The 19,870-nt window shown below is 44.2% G+C and carries 27 protein-coding genes; 7 read left to right on the top strand and 20 right to left on the bottom strand.

The features are described from left to right. The first annotated feature begins 27 nt into the window (after window positions 1-27). Window positions 28-765, top strand: a complete 738-nt coding sequence (locus QW597_02940) for an SDR family oxidoreductase (GenBank protein ID MEM0155545.1) — start codon at window positions 28-30, stop codon at window positions 763-765. A gap of 9 nt (window positions 766-774) precedes the next feature. On the opposite strand, the gene QW597_02935 is transcribed toward QW597_02940, so the two are convergent. Beyond that, window positions 775-1,029 (bottom strand): hypothetical protein, encoded by a 255-nt coding sequence (locus QW597_02935; GenBank protein MEM0155544.1) that lies wholly within the window; start codon window positions 1,027-1,029, stop codon window positions 775-777. 324 nt (window positions 1,030-1,353) lie between these two features. On the opposite strand from QW597_02935, the gene QW597_02930 reads away from it, so the two are divergent. Both QW597_02930 and QW597_02925 read left to right on the top strand, forming a co-directional pair. Beyond that, the gene (locus QW597_02930) at window positions 1,354-2,286 is read left to right on the top strand and encodes a hypothetical protein (protein MEM0155543.1); all 933 of its coding nucleotides are present in this window, start codon (window positions 1,354-1,356) and stop codon (window positions 2,284-2,286) included. A 222-nt stretch (window positions 2,287-2,508) separates the two neighbouring features. Beyond that, complete coding sequence (locus QW597_02925; GenBank protein ID MEM0155542.1) at window positions 2,509-3,228, top strand: HAD family hydrolase; 720 nt, start codon at window positions 2,509-2,511, stop codon at window positions 3,226-3,228. Window positions 3,229-3,375: 147 nt separating this feature from the next. Here the strand turns inward: QW597_02925 and QW597_02920 are convergent, their stop codons facing one another. Both QW597_02920 and QW597_02915 read right to left on the bottom strand, forming a co-directional pair. Continuing rightward, on the bottom strand, window positions 3,376-3,642 hold the full coding sequence (locus QW597_02920; protein ID MEM0155541.1) for an elongation factor 1-beta: 267 nt from the start codon (window positions 3,640-3,642) through the stop codon (window positions 3,376-3,378). Between the two features lie 9 nt (window positions 3,643-3,651). After that, window positions 3,652-3,819 carry a zinc finger domain-containing protein gene (locus QW597_02915; GenBank protein MEM0155540.1) on the bottom strand — a complete coding sequence of 56 codons (168 nt, stop codon included), beginning with the start codon at window positions 3,817-3,819 and terminating at the stop codon, window positions 3,652-3,654. A 192-nt stretch (window positions 3,820-4,011) separates the two neighbouring features. Here QW597_02915 and QW597_02910 point away from each other — a divergent pair, with 192 nt between their 5' ends. Continuing rightward, window positions 4,012-4,281 (top strand): hypothetical protein, encoded by a 270-nt coding sequence (locus QW597_02910; GenBank protein ID MEM0155539.1) that lies wholly within the window; start codon window positions 4,012-4,014, stop codon window positions 4,279-4,281. Window positions 4,282-4,287: 6 nt separating this feature from the next. Here the strand turns inward: QW597_02910 and QW597_02905 are convergent, their stop codons facing one another. Together QW597_02905 and QW597_02900 are read right to left on the bottom strand one after the other, a co-directional pair. Next, window positions 4,288-4,896, bottom strand: a complete 609-nt coding sequence (locus QW597_02905) for a site-2 protease family protein (protein ID MEM0155538.1) — start codon at window positions 4,894-4,896, stop codon at window positions 4,288-4,290. After that, a complete protein-coding gene (locus tag QW597_02900; GenBank protein ID MEM0155537.1) occupies window positions 4,889-8,608 on the bottom strand; it encodes a hypothetical protein in 3,720 nt (1,239 codons plus the stop codon). Before QW597_02900 ends, QW597_02905 begins: the two co-directional genes overlap by 8 nt. Window positions 8,609-8,805: 197 nt before the next feature. Between QW597_02900 and QW597_02895 the strand changes: the two genes are divergently transcribed. The 3 genes from QW597_02895 to purF are packed head-to-tail and all read left to right on the top strand — an operon-like array spanning window position 8,806 to window position 10,602. After that, window positions 8,806-9,054: an LSM domain-containing protein gene (locus tag QW597_02895; protein ID MEM0155536.1), complete on the top strand. Its 249-nt coding sequence runs from the start codon at window positions 8,806-8,808 to the stop codon at window positions 9,052-9,054. Between the two features lie 2 nt (window positions 9,055-9,056). Continuing rightward, the gene (locus QW597_02890; protein ID MEM0155535.1) at window positions 9,057-9,221 is read left to right on the top strand and encodes a 50S ribosomal protein L37e; all 165 of its coding nucleotides are present in this window, start codon (window positions 9,057-9,059) and stop codon (window positions 9,219-9,221) included. Continuing rightward, window positions 9,169-10,602, top strand: coding sequence for an amidophosphoribosyltransferase (purF, locus tag QW597_02885; GenBank protein ID MEM0155534.1), 1,434 nt, complete (start codon window positions 9,169-9,171; stop codon window positions 10,600-10,602). Before QW597_02890 ends, purF begins: the two co-directional genes overlap by 53 nt. Here purF and QW597_02880 read toward each other — a convergent pair. From QW597_02880 to QW597_02810, 15 genes are read right to left on the bottom strand one after another with little or no spacing between them, the layout of a single operon-like run. After that, the gene (locus QW597_02880) at window positions 10,596-11,171 is read right to left on the bottom strand and encodes a ribosomal biogenesis protein (GenBank protein ID MEM0155533.1); all 576 of its coding nucleotides are present in this window, start codon (window positions 11,169-11,171) and stop codon (window positions 10,596-10,598) included. The genes purF and QW597_02880 overlap by 7 nt on opposite strands. A 49-nt stretch (window positions 11,172-11,220) precedes the next feature. After that, on the bottom strand, window positions 11,221-12,330 hold the full coding sequence (locus QW597_02875) for an RNA-guided pseudouridylation complex pseudouridine synthase subunit Cbf5 (GenBank protein ID MEM0155532.1): 1,110 nt from the start codon (window positions 12,328-12,330) through the stop codon (window positions 11,221-11,223). Beyond that, entirely contained in the window at window positions 12,299-12,838 is a 540-nt protein-coding gene (locus QW597_02870) for an AAA family ATPase (protein ID MEM0155531.1), read from the bottom strand. The genes QW597_02875 and QW597_02870 overlap by 32 nt, the downstream gene beginning before the upstream one ends. After that, on the bottom strand, window positions 12,822-13,520 hold the full coding sequence (locus QW597_02865; GenBank protein MEM0155530.1) for an EMC3/TMCO1 family protein: 699 nt from the start codon (window positions 13,518-13,520) through the stop codon (window positions 12,822-12,824). Before QW597_02865 ends, QW597_02870 begins: the two co-directional genes overlap by 17 nt. Then, on the bottom strand, window positions 13,513-14,067 hold the full coding sequence (locus tag QW597_02860) for an adenylate kinase (protein MEM0155529.1): 555 nt from the start codon (window positions 14,065-14,067) through the stop codon (window positions 13,513-13,515). The genes QW597_02865 and QW597_02860 overlap by 8 nt, the downstream gene beginning before the upstream one ends. 5 nt (window positions 14,068-14,072) lie before the next feature. Next, entirely contained in the window at window positions 14,073-15,851 is a 1,779-nt protein-coding gene (gene secY, locus QW597_02855; protein MEM0155528.1) for a preprotein translocase subunit SecY, read from the bottom strand. After that, complete coding sequence (locus QW597_02850; protein MEM0155527.1) at window positions 15,826-16,269, bottom strand: uL15 family ribosomal protein; 444 nt, start codon at window positions 16,267-16,269, stop codon at window positions 15,826-15,828. The genes secY and QW597_02850 overlap by 26 nt, the downstream gene beginning before the upstream one ends. Further along, the gene (locus QW597_02845) at window positions 16,241-16,747 is read right to left on the bottom strand and encodes a 50S ribosomal protein L30 (protein ID MEM0155526.1); all 507 of its coding nucleotides are present in this window, start codon (window positions 16,745-16,747) and stop codon (window positions 16,241-16,243) included. The genes QW597_02850 and QW597_02845 overlap by 29 nt, the downstream gene beginning before the upstream one ends. After that, window positions 16,725-17,393: a 30S ribosomal protein S5 gene (locus QW597_02840; protein ID MEM0155525.1), complete on the bottom strand. Its 669-nt coding sequence runs from the start codon at window positions 17,391-17,393 to the stop codon at window positions 16,725-16,727. The genes QW597_02845 and QW597_02840 overlap by 23 nt, the downstream gene beginning before the upstream one ends. After that, window positions 17,393-17,887, bottom strand: a complete 495-nt coding sequence (locus QW597_02835) for a 50S ribosomal protein L18 (GenBank protein ID MEM0155524.1) — start codon at window positions 17,885-17,887, stop codon at window positions 17,393-17,395. The genes QW597_02840 and QW597_02835 overlap by 1 nt, the downstream gene beginning before the upstream one ends. Continuing rightward, a complete protein-coding gene (locus tag QW597_02830; protein ID MEM0155523.1) occupies window positions 17,884-18,342 on the bottom strand; it encodes a 50S ribosomal protein L19e in 459 nt (152 codons plus the stop codon). Before QW597_02830 ends, QW597_02835 begins: the two co-directional genes overlap by 4 nt. Continuing rightward, entirely contained in the window at window positions 18,343-18,756 is a 414-nt protein-coding gene (locus QW597_02825) for a 50S ribosomal protein L32e (protein ID MEM0155522.1), read from the bottom strand. It abuts the gene before it with no gap. Window position 18,757: 1 nt separating this feature from the next. Further along, window positions 18,758-19,294: a 50S ribosomal protein L6 gene (locus QW597_02820; protein MEM0155521.1), complete on the bottom strand. Its 537-nt coding sequence runs from the start codon at window positions 19,292-19,294 to the stop codon at window positions 18,758-18,760. Between the two features lie 9 nt (window positions 19,295-19,303). Then, window positions 19,304-19,693 (bottom strand): 30S ribosomal protein S8, encoded by a 390-nt coding sequence (locus tag QW597_02815; protein MEM0155520.1) that lies wholly within the window; start codon window positions 19,691-19,693, stop codon window positions 19,304-19,306. Window positions 19,694-19,705: 12 nt separating this feature from the next. Then, window positions 19,706-19,867: a 30S ribosomal protein S14 gene (locus QW597_02810; GenBank protein MEM0155519.1), complete on the bottom strand. Its 162-nt coding sequence runs from the start codon at window positions 19,865-19,867 to the stop codon at window positions 19,706-19,708. Between the last annotated feature and the right edge of the window lie 3 nt (window positions 19,868-19,870).

The raw sequence follows: 19,870 nt of genomic DNA, 5'->3' as shown, positions 1-19,870 counted from the left end.
TAAGTCTTTTAGGATAAATCGTCATGCATGGCTGTAACTATTTGCACAATGACGGTATGTTACGTTATGGTAAACAGAAATCGTAATGTTGCCATAATGGGTGTCAGCGAAACTCTTGGGATTCCCCTAATCTCGAATTTCATAAGAAAGGGCTGGGATGTTTTCATTTCCTCCAGAAATGGTAACAAGCTTGAGAGCATTGCAAGTTCCTTAAAGCACATGGGAAACGTCTACTTTTTGGCTGGTGACCTGGCCAGCAAGGAGGATACAAGCAGAATTATTAACAAAGTTATGGATTCTCTTGGGTCCATTGATTGCCTGGTGATTCAGGTCGGTGGATATGGCGAGGATAATATTGATGAACCGAATCAGCTCTCACCAATGTTAACGTCGCATGTAAACATACCGGTGAACGTTTCCTCCACGGCATTAAGATTCATGAAGCCAGGTTCTTCCATAATTCTATTCAGCAGCGTGGAAACCTTCCGATACCCTGATCCGAAGAAATTATCCTATTCGCTGGCAAAAAGTGCCCTTAACAGCATCACAATGTCAATGGCAGCTTATCTGCTGAAGAAGGGCATTCGCGTCAATGCAGTGGCACCTTATTCAATCGGCGGTTCAGCGGATGATTACGTACTTGGAGGACCAAGAGACCCCCCAGAACTCATTTCTAACGCTGTAACATGGCTAGCAGACAGTGAATCACTACTGGTCGATGGAGTGGTCCTTCCAGTGGATGGTGGTACCCGTCTCAGGCACTGATTAGTATTACTAAGCTTCCGCAGCGGCTTTCTTTTTCGTTGGATCGGGCATGTGCACTTCTGTGTTTATAACTATCGACCTGACCTTCTTTTCATTATGAGACTTTATAATATATTCGATGGATTTTCCGGTATCATTGGCTATCTGGCATATTGCCCTCGATTCCTCCTCGCTTAAAACTTTCCAAGAATCGGCTGCATACTTGCCGGGTCCTTCAGCCGCAAATTGTATTGTAATCTTATGAATCTTTGAGCAGTCATACATAGATTTCTACCTTCTGATACGCAATTCTAGTGATACGTTAACTCTTTAAATCATTTATCCCTGATATAAAAGTCGTTTACTTGACATGTGAGCTTCTTGTGCCCTAGACTCTGCATTGAAGAAGACCTTCCGGTAGGAAAATCCCGACATCGAAAAAGAGCAGCACCTTCACTCAGGGCTAGTTTGGCAGAGTTGCTAATTTTAATCGAGTCATGAGGAGAACAGTTAATTTGCACGTTTGTTCTGTTGGGGAAATAGGGTTTAAATAATTTAAGCACTTATGAGATTGTGAGGAGAGCCTTTGAATTCTTCCCTAGCACATTAATGAGTATTCCGCTGCTTATCCTTGTAGAAATTGGGTCAAGCAAGTTACTTCAAATCATTTACCTACTCCCCATTATCTGGTCATCTCTTCTGGTTTCCTCTTATCTTGTTGTATGGCTACTGAGATACAGTATAAAGTCCAGAGCTGTTGTATTTCTGGTGTTATATCTTGTTGAGGGAAGCATAGCTACCCTAGTGTCAACGATCGCATATTTACCCTCCCTGCTGGAAAAACAAATCTTGGGAATTATAATCTTAACCGCCCTCTTATATTCGGCTTCATACTCCATTATCCGCTTTACGAAAAGAAAAGCAGATAATACGGTTCCGGGCGGGGTGTACAGTGCAAATCTGACAGAAATGGTCCACAGAACGCTTGGACGTGATGACGGCAATATTCCTTCTGTCTTCCTTTCGGAACTTATGGTACGCCCAGACAGGAAAATTTATACAGTACGCAGGGAAAAGAAGATATTTCTGCTTGATTCATTTGCAAAGATGCTTTCCCCAGAAGAAATGAAAGCTTTACTTGCCTATTCAATATACAAGTACTTTCATAATGAAGATGTCAAAATGATTTACTTGATCGCAACTTTCTTTGCCTTTGAAGCCGACATCTTTGCTTATGTAATGATGGGTGGTTTTCCAAACTTCGGTGTTATCATCCTTCCTGTAGTAGGCATTCTAATGTTTGTTGAGATCATATTCTCTCCTGTAATTGTCGGTATTATCGCTGTTAACCAAAAAGGGAGTGCAGACAGATACGCTGCAAAAGTAACAGGCGATCCGGCTGCAGTGGCTTCCCTATTACATAAACTTGAAGGGTCAGACATTCAAATTACTTCGATATCGGGAAGATCCGGAAAACTTTTGTCGTGGTTTATTCACAGGAGCAGGAACCGGAGATTATCCAATCTCTCGAAAAAACAGTAAACTGTTTACAGAGAGACTCGAAAATTAGTCAGGAAACAATAGTCTCCTTCTTTCAATTTCACGAACCGCAGGATTCCCATTCCCACGTCAGCAGGAAAACCTGGGTGAATTGAAAGATCCTAATGTGAAGTATCCCAGTATATCGCTATTTTTCAACTTCATGTGACAGAAAGAAGCCATATTAAAAATCGTTAATACTCCTGAGATAATAACAGCAAAGATATGCCAGAAGCAAAAACGGTTTTCTTCGACCTTGATGACACGCTAACAGATTATGCGTATGCCAGGATATACGCGTTTGTGGAATTGAAGAATCATTTTTCAGAGTTAATAAATGCACCGCTCTTTGAAATGGACCGTGTGTGGACAGAATCATGGTACAGATTTCTCCCGAGTACCCCGATCAAAACAGACAGTGAGATGATGCTGTTCAGGAGCAGGCGGCTGGGCATGGTATTTGAGCACTTCGGGATGAAACCACACAAGCAGGAGATTACTGATGCAGTAAGAATTTTCACTGATAGTTATGACTCAAGTTTGAGTCCCGTGCCCGGGGCAAAAAAACTACTTTACGAGCTCAAGAAGAAACACACGTTGATATGTGTCATAACCAACAACCCCACTGTAGGCCAGGCTAGGAAACTTGAATTGTGTGGCCTGAGTGATCTTGTAGATATTCTCGTTACCTCTGGAGAGGTTGGAGTTTCAAAGCCGGATTCAAGAATTTTTGAATTTGCGATGACCAAGGCAGACACTATACCGAGTGAAACCGTAATGGTTGGCGATACCTGGGAACAGGATATCGTTGGAGCTATTAATGCAGGCATACGTGCGGTTTGGCTCAACCGGTTTTCCGTAAAAATGCCGGTAGAGGTGGATCATGTCAGGGAAATCTCATCATATGTTCCGCTTGGTCCGGCAATTAATGCAATTCTCGGATAATTTTACCATTTGTCAGCTGAAATTTTTTTATGGAAACAGCCTCTTAACTCTTCCCTGTAAACTCTCAGTAAAAGAATCTAGATTTACATTTTCAAAAAATATATTTTTTATGCACAAATCATTACGAAAAGTATTCTTGTGCACGGATTAGACCAGTGTTACGTCTTCACTGTCCACTTGGCCCACGCCAGGAACGGCAGAAATGGCCTGCTCTACCCTGTCTATCTTTCCTTCTTCATCGGGAACAACAACCTGGACTTTCAGAGCCTTTATACCAAAGCCTATGTCTTCCACCCCTACCTTGTTGACTTCGCAAATTCCTTTTATCCTCTCAACAATCCTGCTTTCCAGCAACTCAATCTTCAGCTCCGAATCCTCCGGAAGCACCTTGAACACCACGCAAACGTCGCCCATCTGAATCCCCTAAGGTCCTTCGAATCCGCAAGAGCCGCAGACGTAATGCGTAGAGTGTTCCCTGCAGTCCTTGCATCTGCCAATAACTTCTTCTCCGCAGTTGGGGCAGTCGAATATCGAATACCCTACCTCAACAAGCCCAATCCCGCAAGATGTGCATGTATCCTTATACTTCATCTATCATCATTCCTGAAGCTCTCCCGCAATCCTGAATACGTATTTTATGAATAGCCTTTGGCAGATGCTCCGTTTTATCGGATATTAGAAAGATATTTAATCCTTGTCCAAGACTGACTTTCTCTAAGCAGGTCACGTTATACTATTCATAATCATGGCAGGTATTATCTATAGCAAGAAGATCCTTTCAGCATGGAAATCAGCGTTACATTTTATCTCGATGGAAAGGCCAATTCGGAAAAGTTAATCCACACATTCACTGCATCGGTTGAACCTCCATACCTTGGCGTAATTCTCAAGCCGGGAAGAGGCATTTGGGAATATATGAAGAATCATGATGACCTGGTCATAAACCTTAAGCAACGATCAGTAACTAGCGTCATAAAGTACAGAATTGACGTAGGCGAGAGTTCAATTTTCTTCCTAACCAGCGAGGATCAGTCCTTCAGGGAGATAGTGTGATCAGTATTAAAAGAACAGATACACGGCCATCGCAAGCGAAGATGCCGTGAAAATAAGATAATAGCTCATGTTCCACCTTATTACCTTTGACCCGTCCAGAGGAGGGAACGGTATCATGTTGAAGAACGAAAACCACACATTGATGGTTGCGGCGAAATAGAAAACATTTGACATAAGAGAACCAGGCAATGTAGCTGCTGCAATTCCGAGGAAGATAATACCCAGTATCAGGTTAGTCATTGGTCCCGCCAGTGCTATCTTCCCGACCTGGTCTTTTCCATATAACCCAGAAATGTTCACGGCTCCAGGAGCCGCAAATATGATCCCGATCACCGAAGTTATCAGTGCAAGTACTATGCCGAATGGCCACATTCTGAAGTACGCGGTACCTCCATATTTTCTGGCGAGATACCTATGTGATAATTCATGGAGAAGAAAAGCTGATGCCATCCCAACAACCGCCTCAAGCATATATTCGGCTGCATCATAAGCACTGAGCCGCGTCGGGCTGTGTATAGCATTGAGAATGAAGAAGGCCAGGGTAAGAGCACCAACTGAAATCAGGATATCGCGAGTCTCTTCTCTGCTGGACGGCCTGAAATAATCGTTAAACACTTCCAGCTCTCCCTCCAGTATTAACCGATGACACATAGCTCATCAGCGAAATAACTTCCATGGCCTCCGAGACACCAATATTGAGCCTACAGGCTACTCTGTATGGTTCTGGTCCGGTGTCCTGCTTGAGTGCAATCCGCAAAAGTTTTTGCAAATCCTGATCTTCAATCCTTGGTTTTCTTACTCTCGAAGTTTCTCTCTTGATATATGCGTAAATGTTTTTCGCTATTGTCACGTCGCGTCTGTCCATATTGTTGTAAATAACGCTTATGTTTAGATCGCCTATGTTACTTACCTTTGTCTTCTTGCATACTCTTTGTATGATGTCTCGGGATAGCATTTCATATTTTTCGTCGTTCATATCGGTGTATCCCTGGTCGCCGGTAAGGAATAAGAAGACATCTTCCACCTTTTCAAGAGGTATCGCAGCTCTTGAAACCGCGTCTTCAATAGAGAATTTCTTTCCAGCCTTGTATTCAAGTCTCAGCAGCCTGTCTGCATAGTTCATTATGTCCCGTAATTCCCTGGCTTTGCCGATCTCTTCCGTAAATTCCTGAAAAGTCTCGTTACTTACGATAGACCCGTGGTATTTTCCCACAAGAGATTCTGCAGAGTCATAGTCCCCAAGCTCAAGGTAGCTCCGCACGATGAAATGAATGTTTGTAGAATCTATCATATCACGGTTTGACTCGTAGAATTTCCTGATCTCTATGTACATTCTCTGGCCGTAATATATTCTCAGCAGGCTGTCTACGATCTTTGCCTTATTTTCAGTTTCCACGGCGATCTTAATCGCATGCTGCAAAACTTCAACGGCTTCCCTGTATTTCCCGATTTTTTCGTACGCACCTGAGAGCTTAAGGAGGTTGCCCACATCTTCCGGATAATTCTTTCGGATGTTTCTCATAACGTCTATAGCTCTCTCATACTCATTGGAATCCATGAGCCTGTCGGATATTATATGACCAAGGAACAGGAAACCTTCCTGTTCATATATCCCAATCAGGATGTCCCTGACCTCCCGGTTGATCCATAAAACTCTGGAGATGTATGAAATTCTCTCCTCGTCCTCCCTTGTCTCCACGCGGATATTCTTGAGGAGATCGATTATTTTCTGTATCTCCCCAGCTTTGTAATATAGCTTGAGTTGATCCATTCCACTTGGACTATTTGCCCCTATCAATTTTCTTGCTTCATCAAAATTCTTCGTCTCGATCAGTGTTTCGATATAATTAGAAATAGATTCCGGTTTGGCACCTCTTGAGATCGCTTTTGTATAAAATGCCAGCGCATCATTGAAATCCCCTTTTTCGAAATACCAGTCTCCGATCATGTTTTCGATAAAAATTGATCCTCCGCGTTCCTCCTGCTCAAGCAAGAATTCTATTACCGTATCTCCCAGTTCGAGATTTTCCAGGATATGAACATGAGCTTTAATATCTTCGTCCTTGACATCCTCCCCAGAAATGATGTTCCTCGAATACTTCTCGGCCGGCACGAAATTAGATGCAGCTATCTCTCGGTCTCTCAGTAACCTGTAGAACCATGGGTTTTCTATTCTGACATCAGAAAGTGCTTCAAGCAATCTGTTCCTGAATTCAAATGACCCGGTCCGGCCAACGTAAGCGTACAGTTCAGAAAAATCAATGAAATCTCCGCATCCTATGGCAAGGATAGTGTCAATATCGTTGAGTGCCGCTTTTTCCCGATTTTTTAGCAGGTTAATGCTGATTTCCAGATTAAAGAAGTCAACATTCGAAAGCATGGATATTGCCCTAGCTATGGATTTCTCCGACTGGGTTATGTCACCTTCTTTGAAAAGGAGCAATGCTTCGACATAGTCATAAAACGGATCCTTGTCCCTCTTGTCGACTAGGGAATTAAGCTGCTCCCTCGCCTTGTCCAGATAGCCTTTTCTTATCAGTGCCGTGATCGCCGGGAAACGCTCCTGCTGGAATATCATTATGTCTTTTGACACTCTTGACGAATTGATTTCAGATATTGTGTCTATAATTATCTGGATGTTCTTGTATTTTGGCTTAGATATTAGTTTTCTCAGGGCATCTGGAATCACTTCAGGAGTGTCATGAACATTGTCGAAGGTGACTATGGAGACAACTGAGACAGGAGATGAGTCGGTAACAATCTCAGGCAGGGAGTCCCTAACGATGACCTTCTTCCCCCTAACATTGTCCAGCACCATTTCAATGTAAGGGCTCTTTACACCGGTCAGCAGTACAGCATGCTGAATCTCGAGAATTTCTTCATCCTTGTCAACAACAGAATAGATAGCATCTATCAGGTATTCGCTCTGGATAACCGATGGGTTCACGGTTATTTTTTTTACAGCTTCCTCAAAATTTCCGAGGTAAAGGAGAGCGGCTACCACCTTGCTTTCATACATTGATCTGGTGTTTTCATTCTCTATCCTGGAAATTCTGTCGAGAAATCCCTCATAGTTGGACTTTTTGAACAGATCATCCAGTATATAGGTTGTAGCGGGTTCATCGCCGGGAGATAATTTGAGTATTTCCTCTGCCATGTTCAGAGAATCCGTTACCTTACCTAGCTTAATGTCGAGGTCAAAGAGCAACCTGCAGAAATCCAGATCCTTAACCGGAGAATTTTGTTCATTGATGTCCCTAAGCGCATCGTCGAACATTGAAAGCTCAATTTCTGCTCTAATCTTCTTCAACACTTCGTCCTTAGAGCAGACCAGCTCCGAACACAGGATATCAATCCATTCTATCATGTCCTTGAAGTCCCTTGTTTCTTCGCTGATGCTTATTAGTTTCCTAACGGCGTCATAATCGTCCTTGAAAAGATTGTGGATACCTGTGAATGTTTCACGAGCAGCATCATAATTCTTCGAAAGATATAATGAATCCCCGAGTGCCGAGAGAAGCTGGTGATCTTCCGGATACTCCGAAAGCGCATGCCTAGCTATTTCTGAAGCCAGAGGATAGTTCTCGGACGCGATGCTCTTCTTGATTAAGATCATGAAGCTGTCAACATCTCCTATTTCATCATAGTTGAGCTTGCTGATTGCTTTCGACATCTTTCCAAGTTCTCCGGCCTTCTGATATGAGTTTATCAGTTCCGTATCGTAAGCTATAGAGTGCTCCTTCTCCGTTACAACTTCCAGGAACCTGGATAGGTCACCATATTTCTCGCTCTTCTGGAAATTCTTGATGATTGTAGCACTAGTATCGTCATCAAGAGACTCCTGAAAGTATCTGGAGAACATCTTCTGATCGTATTTGCCACACATGGAGAAAAAGATCGCAGCCTTTGCAGGGTCGGATATATTATCATAAGATTCCATGAATCTTGATTCAGTATCTTCGTCACCGCAAAAATCGCTGTCCGAATACACATATTCAACAAATTCGTCAGGCTGTTCTTTTTTATATATAATAACAGAATAAAAATGCTTAATATCCAAGTTGTCAGGGAAAAATATCAGAAGTTCCGTCAGGAGAGGCTTAATCCTTGAGTGACTGATCTTCTTTACACTAGTTATTAATTTAGATATTTCGTGATTCAGGTCCAGCCCCTTGAATTTGCCCGGATCATTGTCAAAACCCTTAAGGTATGTGATGGTATCCGCCAGCTTTTCCTCTTTCTCTTGGCGGCTCTTCGCCAAATAAATATCTCGGATCAAAGCCCTGATATGATCCGGGTCACTAAGCTCTGAATCGGGATCTGGCATCTGAACCCTACATTCTTAATGATATTATATTATTGTCTGATCTCTCGACGGGATAATTAATCTGTATCATCTTACAAGTTCTGTAAGATCTTGAACATAGCGTGTGTGACATGCACTATCTCTGCACAAGAGCCCATAATTACTGAATCATGTCGGCATGGTTAAATAGGCTATAACAATTTGTCAGCAGAACTACTATGCCAAAACCCATCATTAATGCTATTAAACCGCTTGACGTGCTAAAAAACTCCATAGAGAAAAATGTGCTTGTAGATGTGAAAGGGAACAGAGGATACTCTGGCATACTGGAAGGATACGATGTTTACATGAATCTTGTGATCAGGGATGCTGGCGAAATAATCGGCGGTGAATCTAAGGGAGTTCACGAGAGGATCCTTGTAAGAGGAGACAATGTAATTTTCGTTTCGCCATCAAGGAGTGATTGAATATGAGTACTGGAACTAGCTCAATGGGGAAGATGAACAATAAGAAGGTTCATATTACTTGCAGGAGATGTGGGCATCACACTTACCACATCAGGCAAAAGAGGTGCTCTCACTGTGGATTTCCCGCAGCAAGAAGAAGATCTTATAACTGGGCAAAAACCAAATGATCATTGTGCGGTAGTAGGGGTGATATCCCCAGACCAAGCATATGGCTTTATATTAAGCTCGTTAAAGTCTCTCCAGCACAGAGGTCAGGAAAGCGCAGGGATAGCTGCATTTGATGGCTCCATGATGAAAGTAAAAAAAGGGATGGGGCTGGTAAACGATGTTTTTTCCGATAAAGATAATCCAATTTCTGGAAATGTGGGAATTGGCCATACAAGATATTCCACAATGGGAACGAAGACCATTGAAAATGCTGGCCCATTTGTAATTTCAAGCGCATCTGGATATCTCGCCATATCACATAACGGAGAAATTACTAATGCCGATCTGCTCAGCGAAGAGCTGAAAAGAAGGGGCGCTACATTTTCAACCTCTACTGATACTGAAGTAATGTTAATGGAATTTTCCAAGGAAATTGCTGATAATGGCCTTGTCAATGGCATGAAAATCGCAATGTCAAAACTTCGAGGGGCATATTCAGCCGCATTTATGATTGACGACAGGCTTTTTGCAATCAGAGATCCTTTGGGCATAAGGCCGCTTATACTTGGAAAAGCAGAAAATACCTACATAGTGGCTTCAGAAAGCTGCGCCATGGATGTTCTCGGAGGAGAGATCATCCGCGATGTTCTGCCTGGTGAGGTTGTAGAATTGACCCTGCTTGGCCCTAAACGCCTTTTCCTGGCGCCTTCTCACGATGAAGCACACTGTATGTTCGAATATGTTTACTTCGCGAGACCGGACAGTATAATAGATAATATAGAGGTCTTTGAAACGAGGATTAAACTGGGCAGGTTTCTCGCTGGAGAGAGCACCGTGGAGGCAGATGTTGTGATTCCTGTTCCAGATTCTGGCAGGGCGCAGGCACTGGGCTTTTCACAGCAATCAGGGATAGTTTACAGTGAGGGGTTGATCAAAAACAGGTACTCCGGAAGGACTTTCATCATGCCCTCACAGGCACAGAGAACCGCTTCTATAAAGATGAAGCTTAATGCGATCCGGTCGGTCGTGGATGGTAAACGTGTCGTGCTGGTCGATGACAGCATAGTCCGAGGGAATACCATGAAACATATCGTTTCCCTGTTGAGAAAGGCGGGTGCAACAGAAGTCCATGTGAGAATCGGTTCCCCTCAGATTGTTGCTCCGTGTTACTTCGGCGTTGACATGAAGACAAAGGATCAGTTTATTGCCAGGGGAAAAACAGTTGAAGAAATAAACAGGGAAATTGGTGCAGATTCCCTCGCGTATATCTCAATAGAGGGGCTTGTGAGATCCATAGGGATGGAAAGAAAGAGCCTCTGCCTTGGCTGCCTGACCGCTGAGTATCCAGTAAGCATACCAGGAGAGAAATATCTCTACCAGAGAGATCTCACCAACTACTGACCTGATTTTATCTGCTTGATTCTTTTATCCATCTGCTGTTTCATTAACTCTATATCGAGCTTAGTTCCAAGGTAATCTGCTCTCGTAGTGATAGCTATCTTGTTGGCTATCATGCGTGATACTTTTCCCCTCATTGATGACTTTAATGGGGAGACTTCAGGGTGTCGGAATATTACTCCATGTTTTGGAGGTGGACTTCCCGTTGTCATATGTTTGAAAAACGACTTTTCGGCTCCAAGAACCTGAATTGTACTGGACGGATATTTCACGAGCCTTTTCAGTCCACCGCCTGTTGATAAAATATCCAGGCTGAGATCCTCTCCCACCAACCCGGAAGTGTTATACATGATTTTTCTGACTTCTTTCTTGAGATACTCGGAAAGTGTTCTCCTGAAATCACAGAGGTCGATTCCTGTCTGCCACATCTCCCTCATAACTTCAGATCCCTCTTCGTTATCTGGAACCCTCTCAAGATTCCTAATGAAAAATAAACAGGGATCATCTTCCTGATAAGTAACTCCAGACAATGAGGCAAAGGATATGGCGCTCTCAAAATAGCTGTTTATCATCCTGTCCAGTTCTGCCTTTACTCCTTGAAGTTTAATCAGAACCTGGTCCTCAGCGAATTCTTCCCTTATTCTTCTTTTTCCGTAATTGATAAGGATTTCCCTTAAATCCGGTATTCCACCCTGGTTTTTCTCCCCCTGTGTTTCTGGGATTTTTCCTTTCCTCAAGTCGTCGAGTATCCCTTCTGGGTCTTGTTCCAAATCTTTGAACAGGTGGACGTCCCTGCCGCTTCTCTTGCCGTACCACAATATCTCTTTTCTGGATTTGCTCATTTTTGACAGCTACCTTAGTTCTTGGGGATATAAGGATTCTATCAAAGTCCACCACTTTCAGGTCTAGAATGTCATTGTACGAAACCATCATCTTGCCGGTGCCAACAACGTAGTTATCTTCTGATACAACACATACCCTTTCTCCCCTGGAGGGTGTGCCTATTATAGCCTTTATTCCTCCAGGGAAGAGATCAGATCCATGTGCTATATTCTCAAGTGAACTATTCTTAACTACTATCTTTGGGTATCCCCTGAACATGAATTCTACTGGGAGAAGAATTTCCGAATAACGTTTCCCTGAAGACGTGTCCTTGAGGTAAACGGCGTCCTTTAATTCCTGGAGAGTAACCATATGTTCCTCGTTGAACGGCCCGGTAGCTGTTCTTCTCAGTTCTGCCATCTGCGCACCGCATCCAAGCGCATACCCCATGTCTGTACAGAGTGTCCTGATATATGTTCCAGATTCACATTTGATCTTGAGAAGAGATAGTCTGCCAGCGTATTCCATGAGATCTATGGAATAAATCTTCCTGATACGCAGGTTTCTGGCAACGGCTGATCTCACCGGTGGAAGCTGGTAGATATCACCAGTGAACTCCTTGAGAACCTCTCTGATTCGATCCTCCGGAACATCGGCATACGTCCTCATTACACAGATATATTCCTTTGGCTCTTCATGTGCTATCTCTATGAGCTTCGTGGCACGCCCCATTGCCATCACCAGGACGCCGGAAACATTCGGATCAAGAGTTCCGATATGTCCTACCCTATCGCACCCCGTTATTTTCCTCACCCAGAAGTCCACCTGGTGGCTGGTCGGGCCCTTTGGCTTGTCTATTACAATAAACCCTTCAGGTTCACTTTCCGGAGACTGCCAAGACCCTATCATAAAGTTCATCCGCTATTTCTTCGGCACTCTTGCTTCCTGAATCCACGATCAGATCGTAAATGTCCTTTCTGGCATAGTCTATGTCATAATATGACATATATCTCTTCTTCTCAGATTCTTCCCTGTTAATTATCTCTTCCCTTACTTGTTCCTCAGGCTGGTTTTCCCTGTACATTACTCTTCTTACCCTTATCTCAAAGGGCGCTGTTACGAAGACCTTGATGGCATATATTCCATTCATAAAGCATAACCATCCTGAAAGCCTGGAATCCACTATCACGTTCTTCTTGGTCCCGAGCTCCTGCAGCAGGATCCTGTCTAATTCACGGTCTATGCTGTCATCTCGTTCGGCAAGTGTTCCGAACTCGACCAGTGTCATGCCACGCTTTTTAGCTTCCTGACGAAAAATGTCCCCTCCGGAGACATAAGCATAGCCAAGCCTAGCGGAAAGAAGATGTGCGACAGTAGATTTACCACTACCTATGTCGCCACTAATTGTTAATAGCATCTATCTCTCTCTTCTCATATTTCTTGAGCTTGAATGAGAAATCTACGTATTTTATGATCATCGTTGCGAAATAGCCTATCACCAGGCTTGCCACAAAATAGATTCCCATCCAGTATGGCGCAATCCACACATATGCCGTGGCGAGGTTTATATTCGGGTCCCAGGGCGTAGCAATGATCTGGTACGGAAGAGCCGGAACAAAAACGAAAAGCCAGTAATAGATCAGGAAAATGAAAAACGTCAATATCATGAGCGGTTTCATCGTATTCATGGATTGCTGCTGCTGTTCCATTGTGATGTCCATTCTCATCTTATTTAGTTTGGCGACCTTGTCTTTCTGATTCTGCCGGAATGCTTCCCTGTATACTTTGTTGAATGCTTTCATTCTGTTCTGGCTTCTACCCATGCTGATCCAGTCAGTGAAAAGATATCTCGGGATGGAAGTTATGAGGCCTATGAGTATACCTATGAGAAAGATTGTCATTAGAGGCATTGCGTAGCCGAAGCCGAAAACCGGGAAGAGGACAACGTTCATTGCAGAGCCGATGGTATTTCTTATGGACTGTTGCGAAAGAAGAACCAGCATGATAAGCATCATGAACATGTATATGAACTGAAAGCCCATAGTCTTCTTCATCGCATCCTGCGATGACATCGGTTTCTGTACGTTTGTATCACTCACCAGCTACCAACCTCTTGACTATATTATCTGCTGCTATTTCTGGTTTACCCTCAGGATTTTCTATGAAATTCACCGTCGCTCCTGAGAACACTGCATAAGAAAGTGCAAACATTCTGTTTACCTGCTGGTGTTCCCTGATGGATTCCACTGTATCTTCATCCCTCCTCCTTGTTCCATCCTTGTTTCTGCGGCTCTCTATTATTTTTTCATCAGCCTCAAGTAGGAAATACGAAGAGATCTTCAATTCACGTAAAACCCATTCAGGCAACCCCGGAAGATATCCTCTTGGGCTCTTTATGGCCATATGGGTGTCGATGATAACGTTGTCCATTCGGCCAATTGCATTTGAGGCTTTCTTCTGGAGGTTGACCTGCGTGTCCACATTCAGCTTGCGTAGTTGGTCCCTGTCTTCAACAAGGTGTATCTCCTTTGCCATCTCAAACATAAGCGTTCCATAGTTGATGATGTCATAGTGGGTCTTTTTGGACACTATTTCAAGAACTGTGGATTTTCCAACACCGGCTACCCCACAAATTACAACTCTCATGTCAATCATCCTCCCGCAAAGAACTGTCTTATTACAGGGTGCATTTCCATTAGTTGCTCTCTTCCCATCGCTTCATACGTCTGAATCACAATGCCCACAGCAAGTAATAGACCCGTACCACTGGTATCTCCTACAGTACCAATAAGGTTAGCCCCTGCTGCCAGCAAGCCAACGGTAGCCCCACTGAATACAGTAATTGCAGGAATGTACTTAGAAAGTACCCTTTCCATGACCTTTGGATCCCTTCTGAATCCGGGAATCTGCATCCCGCTAGATTGAATCTGTTTAGCCACAGAGCTTGCACCCATATTTGTTGTCTCGATCCAGAACTTAGCAAAAATAACAGATGCTATTACCATGAATGCAACAAAAACCAGTATATGCATTCCCTCCTGCCACGGTGCATGCCCTAACAATATGCTTGAATAGGATGAAGGCTGCAATATTGGGAACAACCAGTCTGACAACCCGTTGGGTGTGAACAGGTAGTATGCGAGACCTCCTGTAGGGGTAGTATTCTGCAACACGTTAGACCCGTATGAGGCTATCATTGCCGCTGACGGGTAAGACCCGAGCAGGCCGTTATGCCCAATTATCGGAATCTTACTCAAAACCGGACTGTTCCAGAAAAGCAAAGTCCACATTGAAACATTGGCAAGAAGTGCAGTAGCAAGTATGACCGGGATATTTGAGGCATAAAACAGCTGTATAGGATAACGGCCCCTTGCTCCCCTTACCCTCTCATGGGCTATTGGAAGTTCTATCTTACTGCTCTGGAAGTATGCTACTATGAAGAATATCAGCAACGTTCCCACAAGCGCAATCATGGGATTAGGCTGTTGAAAGAGTATCTGCACTGCTCCATTGCTGTACATATATCCTGATGAAGCATGGGTAATGATGAAAATCATCTTAGGAATAGCTCCAGCCGGCGTATTTCCCGTGGCGAGACTGAGGGGTGTTCCTACAACCTGAGGTAGCCAGTTGAAAGTACCGGTGAACAGTTGCTGCGAAACGCCTGCGGCAATGAACAGTGAGATACCTGATCCAATCCCATACTTTGAGACTACTTCGTCCATCAAGAAAACCAGATATGACCCCAAGAACAACTGCATTACTATTATTGCCTGTGAAAGGAACCCCCCGTAGCCAGGAACAACTGCATTGATCGAAGAGACCAGCGAAGCATCTGGAACAAGATATCCAAAAGCCTGTGGGATTGCCTCCACAAATATCATAATTATCACAAGTAGCTTCTGCATCCCCTGGTAAATAGCCTTGTCCTCGGAATTTTGCAGATCAAGATTGAAGATCTTTGCGCCAGCGAAAAGTTGCATGACTATGCTTGCCGTAACTATTGGGCCGATACCCAGATCCATCAGTGAACCGGAAGCTCCAGCAAATATTGCCCTGAACGAGGCAAAGACATCCACTGTCTGCGATGTGTTTAACCCATAGACATAGACATTAGTCAGTGCAAAATAGAGAATTACGATGATGGCAGTCCACATCAACTTGTACTTGAATTCTACGTGACCCTTCGCTTTCTTCACAGCCGGTAACTTGGCTGTTAGACCTTCAATTCCGTACAGCTTGCTCTTTTTGGGGCCCTTATAGCTTGCGATGAGATACGCGATATAGAATAAAGGCGCAATCAGCAGAGCAGCGATCAGAAGTTTAAAGCCCGTATAGCCGCTGAAGTAATAGAATCCCGCAAGAACGATCCCAAAAAGGATGATTATGGGAATTGCTATTCCCTTATTTCTCTGTATCTCCGCCGCCATTTACCTCTACCGTAGTTCCGAAAGTGGAAAGCTTGCTTATAGCCTTTTCCGTGGCTTTCTCGACTCTTATAATACCTTTCTTGTTGAATAGACCGGATCCAAGAAGTTTGGTATACCCGGCAGATGTCAGGTCTATCTCGTATTTTCCCTCTTCCCCTTTCACATATCCATTAGAGAGCAGTCTGGGAAATTCCTCATTCAGCTCGCTCAGTGTAATTGGAATGTCAGGGTTAGAGGGGTGGTGACTGGTGAAGCCTTTTCCGCCAAAATGGAGCGGATCGTTTATAAGGGTCCATACCCATCTGTGTTTGTGAAGACCGGCCATTCCGGAACCTCCACGTTTGCCCTTTCCTCTGCCAGCCTTCATTCCTCGACCGTAATGCCCTCCTCTAAGCTTCTTTGTCTTTGCTCTTACCATTAAGATCCACCCCCGGTTTTATCATTCTCCTGATAAGCTCGTTGATTTCCTTTCCTCTGTATCCTGCAGACCCTCCCTTCCTGTAATGCTTCCTGATTGCTTCGTATCCCCTATATGGTGGGTTCAGTCTGATCACCGGTACAATATCCTTTACGTCACTGTATCTGATCTTCCCCTTGAGAAGATCATCTGCCAATTTCTTGTATGATGCATATCCCGTTACATCCTTGAGACCATCTTCGGGAATCTTCTTTCTACCCTTAAAAAGGGCTTTCTCTCTGAGAACCTCTATAAGAGTTTCGCTGTCGATTTCTCCCCAGGTAACGTAATTCTCTACCCGACTTATCATGCCACGGTTGACATCGTTGTCCTCTATTACCACAAGGTGATTTATCTTGTGTAGTCTCAGAAGCTCCGTTGTCTTCTGCGCATCAGGCCTGATTCCTGTTTCTCCTCTAATTCTTATTACTGCTAACATTTGCAACACTACCCAGATAAATTGGTGTACTCAGCTTTATGGACTGGTTAATCTTGGTTCTGGAGGTCTCTACGAGGGCATTATAGACTGCAAGGGAATAATTCACTGTAGTCTTTGTGTGTCCCTTTGCGAATCCCCACGCATCGTCTATCCCCGCATGTTTTAGAATGATTTTCGCTACATCGCCAACAGCTCTTCCGACACCCTGCGGCGCGGGTTTGAGCGTCACGATTACTGATCCTGATTTCCCTGTGACTTCAAACGGTAGAGTATGGGCCCTTCCGCAACCGCATTCCCAAGATCCACAACCCCTTCTTATTTCAATGAGTTTAAGCTTTGCGTTGTTGACTGCTTTCCTTATGGCAGGTGCAGCTTCCTTCGCCTTGCCCATGCCCACTCCAACAAAACCGTCCTCGTTCCCCACGACAGCCGTAATGGAGTAATTCATCCTTCTGCCAGAGTCCGTCATTCTCTGCGCCCTTTCAATGTTCAGCACTTCATCTTTAAGGTTAGGTAAGAGATAATCAACAATCTGATACTCCTTTAGGGGAAGTTTTGTTCTCAGGGCTTCAGAAATTGTCTTAATTTGACCTGACGCAACAAGCTTTCCTAGTTGAGTCCTTGGCGTCCATTCTTCTTCAGCCATTATTTCACCTCAATCTTTGACATGAGTTCATCAAAGTTGCCAATCTTCAGTTTCGTCGATGAAAGATGGCTTCCCCTGATCCTCTCCTCTGATGGGAATATCTCGGGATCATGCGGTATTTCAATCCCTGAATCCACAAAACCCTTAAGTGCGGCAGCAAGTCTACCACCCTTTGTAAATCTGTACCTTCCCGTATCCAGAATAGCTTCTGTTTCCCCAAGTTTCTTGGCCTTCAGCCCAGCTGTGTAGCCCACCAAGTATGAAACAGGGGTGCTGTTACCGAATACGTCGAGACCCATCTTTTTCAGTGACCTGTCTGTGACTGTAACCAGGACGTTGTCACCTTCCGGTTTGTATTTAATGACCTGTACCATGACCCCCTTTCCTGATCTCCTGACTACGAACCGCGACTTGCCAGATCTTAGAATCTTGAGCCTCTTTCTATAATCCGTCAATCCTAATCTTTTTCTCTTGAATTCTGCCGGTGTTTTCATTTTCCTGCCTCTGTCATTAAGCCCATTGTTCTTATCTGGGAATTCAACTGTGCCCTGGATTTTATGGATCCGCCCTTTATAAGCCTGTAAAACTTCCTGTAAGTCTTTTGATCTATGGATTTCTGCTTCCTGAGTTTCACGAGCTCATCCCTGAGTGCTCGGACCGTTTTCACCCAGCGATCTTTTCTGGGGAACCTTGCGAATTTTGTGCCTCTTACCGAACCCTGTCCCCTCCTCCTTTCCTTGGAGAGCTGTGTAATTCTCTTCTTGTGCCTGAAGGTGGAGTTGCCTTTCTTCGGCTCTACCTGAATAACGTGCCTGTTTATGAGTTCCTTTATATCTGATCTTGTTGCTGATTCAAATACTTGGTCGAGGCTATTTGCGTCGATCCAGACCCTAGAAGTGCCTGACTTAAACCTGTCTGCTGCTACCCGTTTTGCCGTATCAACTCTCATTTACTCACCTTCGACCAATCTGTTCAGAACTCTAATATTGAGTTCATCTGCCTTTTCCTGCAACGCAAGTTTTTTCCTGGTTCCCACAGAGGATGCTATTCTGGCTGCCTGGACCTTCGGATCTATGGAAACTAGATCTTTCTCGTTATTTACAAGGACCTCCCTGAAACCGGAAGGATGGAGCCCCCTTACGATTCTAGGTGACCTGAAGCCAGCGTCAACCACGGGAGGCCTCCAGTCTAGATGTTCTCTTAGTTTGGAATGCTTGCCTCTTGGTTTCCTCCACGAATCGCTGAACCTGGCATACCTGAACCACTCCTGCCTTCTGAATGGAGTCCTTCTTCTTGCTCTCTCTATCTTATACTTCAGCAGTTTCTTCTGTTTCTTACCCAGTTGCGACTTTGGCTCTGCCATTTCAGTTCTCTCCCTTGAGGAGGTATACCCCGTCCTGGAATACCCTAGGGTCAAAGCCCTTGATCTTTGTAGCCCGCTCTATATTCGCAGCGGTTTCACCGACGTGCCTCTTATGTATTCCATTGATTATGACTCTGTCTCCCTTGATGCTGACCTTCGTATTGCCGATGATTTTAGCAAGTCTCGGTGACCGTTCCCCAAGAAAGTTTTCTATAAGGACATTGTCTCCTCTCACAGAGACCCTCGTAGGGAAGTGCGTGTAGTCGATCTTCATATGGTATTCATAGCCATCGATTACACCCTTCATCATGTTTCTGATCTCGGAAGCCCACGTACCAACTATGGCATTCGTCCTCTTATTTTCCTTGCTGGTGCTAATCAACAATTTTTCCTCATTCAGAGCTACTTTGACATAGTTGTCCCTGAAATCCATTTCAGATTCGCCAAGCTTCCCCTTCACCTTAACAACAGTGTCGTCCATGGTGACAGACGTGCCCGGAATTATGTCAACTTGCTCCTTTTCTTTCCATTTGATCATTTTGTTCACCTAATAAACGTAAGCCAGAAGTCTTCCTCCCAGGCCCTGTTTTCTGGCTTCCACATGGCTCATTACACCCTTTGTGGTGGAAATTATGAGGATGCCGAAATCCTGTGCAGGAAGGTACCTGGATTCATATTTCTCGAGGTTAACCAGTTTCACTGGCAGTCTGGGCTTTATTATTCCACAATTGTTAATCGTATCACTGAGGACGATCCTGAATCTGCCCCCCTTTGATTCATCCACTATCTCGAAGCTCTTCAGGTAATTGTAGTCCTGCATCACTTTGAGAATTCTGCCTATCAGCCTCGCAGCTGGTTCTGCTGTTACTTCTCTTTTACCTATTCTTGAAGCGTTCTTTATCGTATTTATTATGTCGTTTAACGGATCATGTCTCATATGTCTGCACCTCTAACTATATTTCCTGAATCCAATTGCCGGAGCGGTTTCCCTGAAACATTGTCTGCACATCATGAGACCATACCTTCTGACAATTCCCCTCTTCCGCCCGCATCTGACGCAACCATCCTTGTGCCCAAATTTTTTCTTAGGCTCCAGTTTTACCTGTGACATTTA

It is taken from the genome of Thermoplasmataceae archaeon, from assembly GCA_038729425.1.
Taxonomy (GTDB): domain Archaea; phylum Thermoplasmatota; class Thermoplasmata; order Thermoplasmatales; family Thermoplasmataceae; genus B-DKE.
This window is presented reverse-complemented; position numbering and strand designations above follow the sequence as displayed.

Excerpts from the sequence above, each read along its gene's own strand:
- QW597_02895 (MEM0155536.1), top strand. The coding sequence starts at position 8,806 with ATGCCAAAACCCATCATTAATGCTATTAAACCGCTTGACGTGCTAAAA.
- QW597_02900 (MEM0155537.1), bottom strand. The coding sequence starts at position 8,608 with ATGCCAGATCCCGATTCAGAGCTTAGTGACCCGGATCATATCAGGGCT.
- QW597_02925 (MEM0155542.1), top strand. The coding sequence starts at position 2,509 with ATGCCAGAAGCAAAAACGGTTTTCTTCGACCTTGATGACACGCTAACA.
- QW597_02820 (MEM0155521.1), bottom strand. The coding sequence starts at position 19,294 with ATGATCAAATGGAAAGAAAAGGAGCAAGTTGACATAATTCCGGGCACG.
- QW597_02890 (MEM0155535.1), top strand. The coding sequence starts at position 9,057 with ATGAGTACTGGAACTAGCTCAATGGGGAAGATGAACAATAAGAAGGTT.
- QW597_02910 (MEM0155539.1), top strand. The coding sequence starts at position 4,012 with ATGGAAATCAGCGTTACATTTTATCTCGATGGAAAGGCCAATTCGGAA.
- secY (MEM0155528.1), bottom strand. The coding sequence starts at position 15,851 with ATGGCGGCGGAGATACAGAGAAATAAGGGAATAGCAATTCCCATAATC.
- QW597_02930 (MEM0155543.1), top strand. The coding sequence starts at position 1,354 with ATGAGTATTCCGCTGCTTATCCTTGTAGAAATTGGGTCAAGCAAGTTA.
- QW597_02920 (MEM0155541.1), bottom strand. The coding sequence starts at position 3,642 with ATGGGCGACGTTTGCGTGGTGTTCAAGGTGCTTCCGGAGGATTCGGAG.
- QW597_02875 (MEM0155532.1), bottom strand. The coding sequence starts at position 12,330 with ATGATAGGGTCTTGGCAGTCTCCGGAAAGTGAACCTGAAGGGTTTATT.
- QW597_02825 (MEM0155522.1), bottom strand. The coding sequence starts at position 18,756 with ATGGCAGAGCCAAAGTCGCAACTGGGTAAGAAACAGAAGAAACTGCTG.
- QW597_02830 (MEM0155523.1), bottom strand. The coding sequence starts at position 18,342 with ATGAGAGTTGATACGGCAAAACGGGTAGCAGCAGACAGGTTTAAGTCA.
- QW597_02880 (MEM0155533.1), bottom strand. The coding sequence starts at position 11,171 with ATGATAAACAGCTATTTTGAGAGCGCCATATCCTTTGCCTCATTGTCT.
- QW597_02810 (MEM0155519.1), bottom strand. The coding sequence starts at position 19,867 with ATGTCACAGGTAAAACTGGAGCCTAAGAAAAAATTTGGGCACAAGGAT.
- QW597_02840 (MEM0155525.1), bottom strand. The coding sequence starts at position 17,393 with ATGGCTGAAGAAGAATGGACGCCAAGGACTCAACTAGGAAAGCTTGTT.
- QW597_02935 (MEM0155544.1), bottom strand. The coding sequence starts at position 1,029 with ATGTATGACTGCTCAAAGATTCATAAGATTACAATACAATTTGCGGCT.
- QW597_02915 (MEM0155540.1), bottom strand. The coding sequence starts at position 3,819 with ATGAAGTATAAGGATACATGCACATCTTGCGGGATTGGGCTTGTTGAG.
- QW597_02845 (MEM0155526.1), bottom strand. The coding sequence starts at position 16,747 with ATGTTAGCAGTAATAAGAATTAGAGGAGAAACAGGAATCAGGCCTGAT.
- QW597_02940 (MEM0155545.1), top strand. The coding sequence starts at position 28 with ATGGCTGTAACTATTTGCACAATGACGGTATGTTACGTTATGGTAAAC.
- QW597_02835 (MEM0155524.1), bottom strand. The coding sequence starts at position 17,887 with ATGAAAACACCGGCAGAATTCAAGAGAAAAAGATTAGGATTGACGGAT.
- QW597_02870 (MEM0155531.1), bottom strand. The coding sequence starts at position 12,838 with ATGCTATTAACAATTAGTGGCGACATAGGTAGTGGTAAATCTACTGTC.
- QW597_02860 (MEM0155529.1), bottom strand. The coding sequence starts at position 14,067 with ATGAGAGTTGTAATTTGTGGGGTAGCCGGTGTTGGAAAATCCACAGTT.
- QW597_02815 (MEM0155520.1), bottom strand. The coding sequence starts at position 19,693 with ATGAGACATGATCCGTTAAACGACATAATAAATACGATAAAGAACGCT.
- QW597_02850 (MEM0155527.1), bottom strand. The coding sequence starts at position 16,269 with ATGGTAAGAGCAAAGACAAAGAAGCTTAGAGGAGGGCATTACGGTCGA.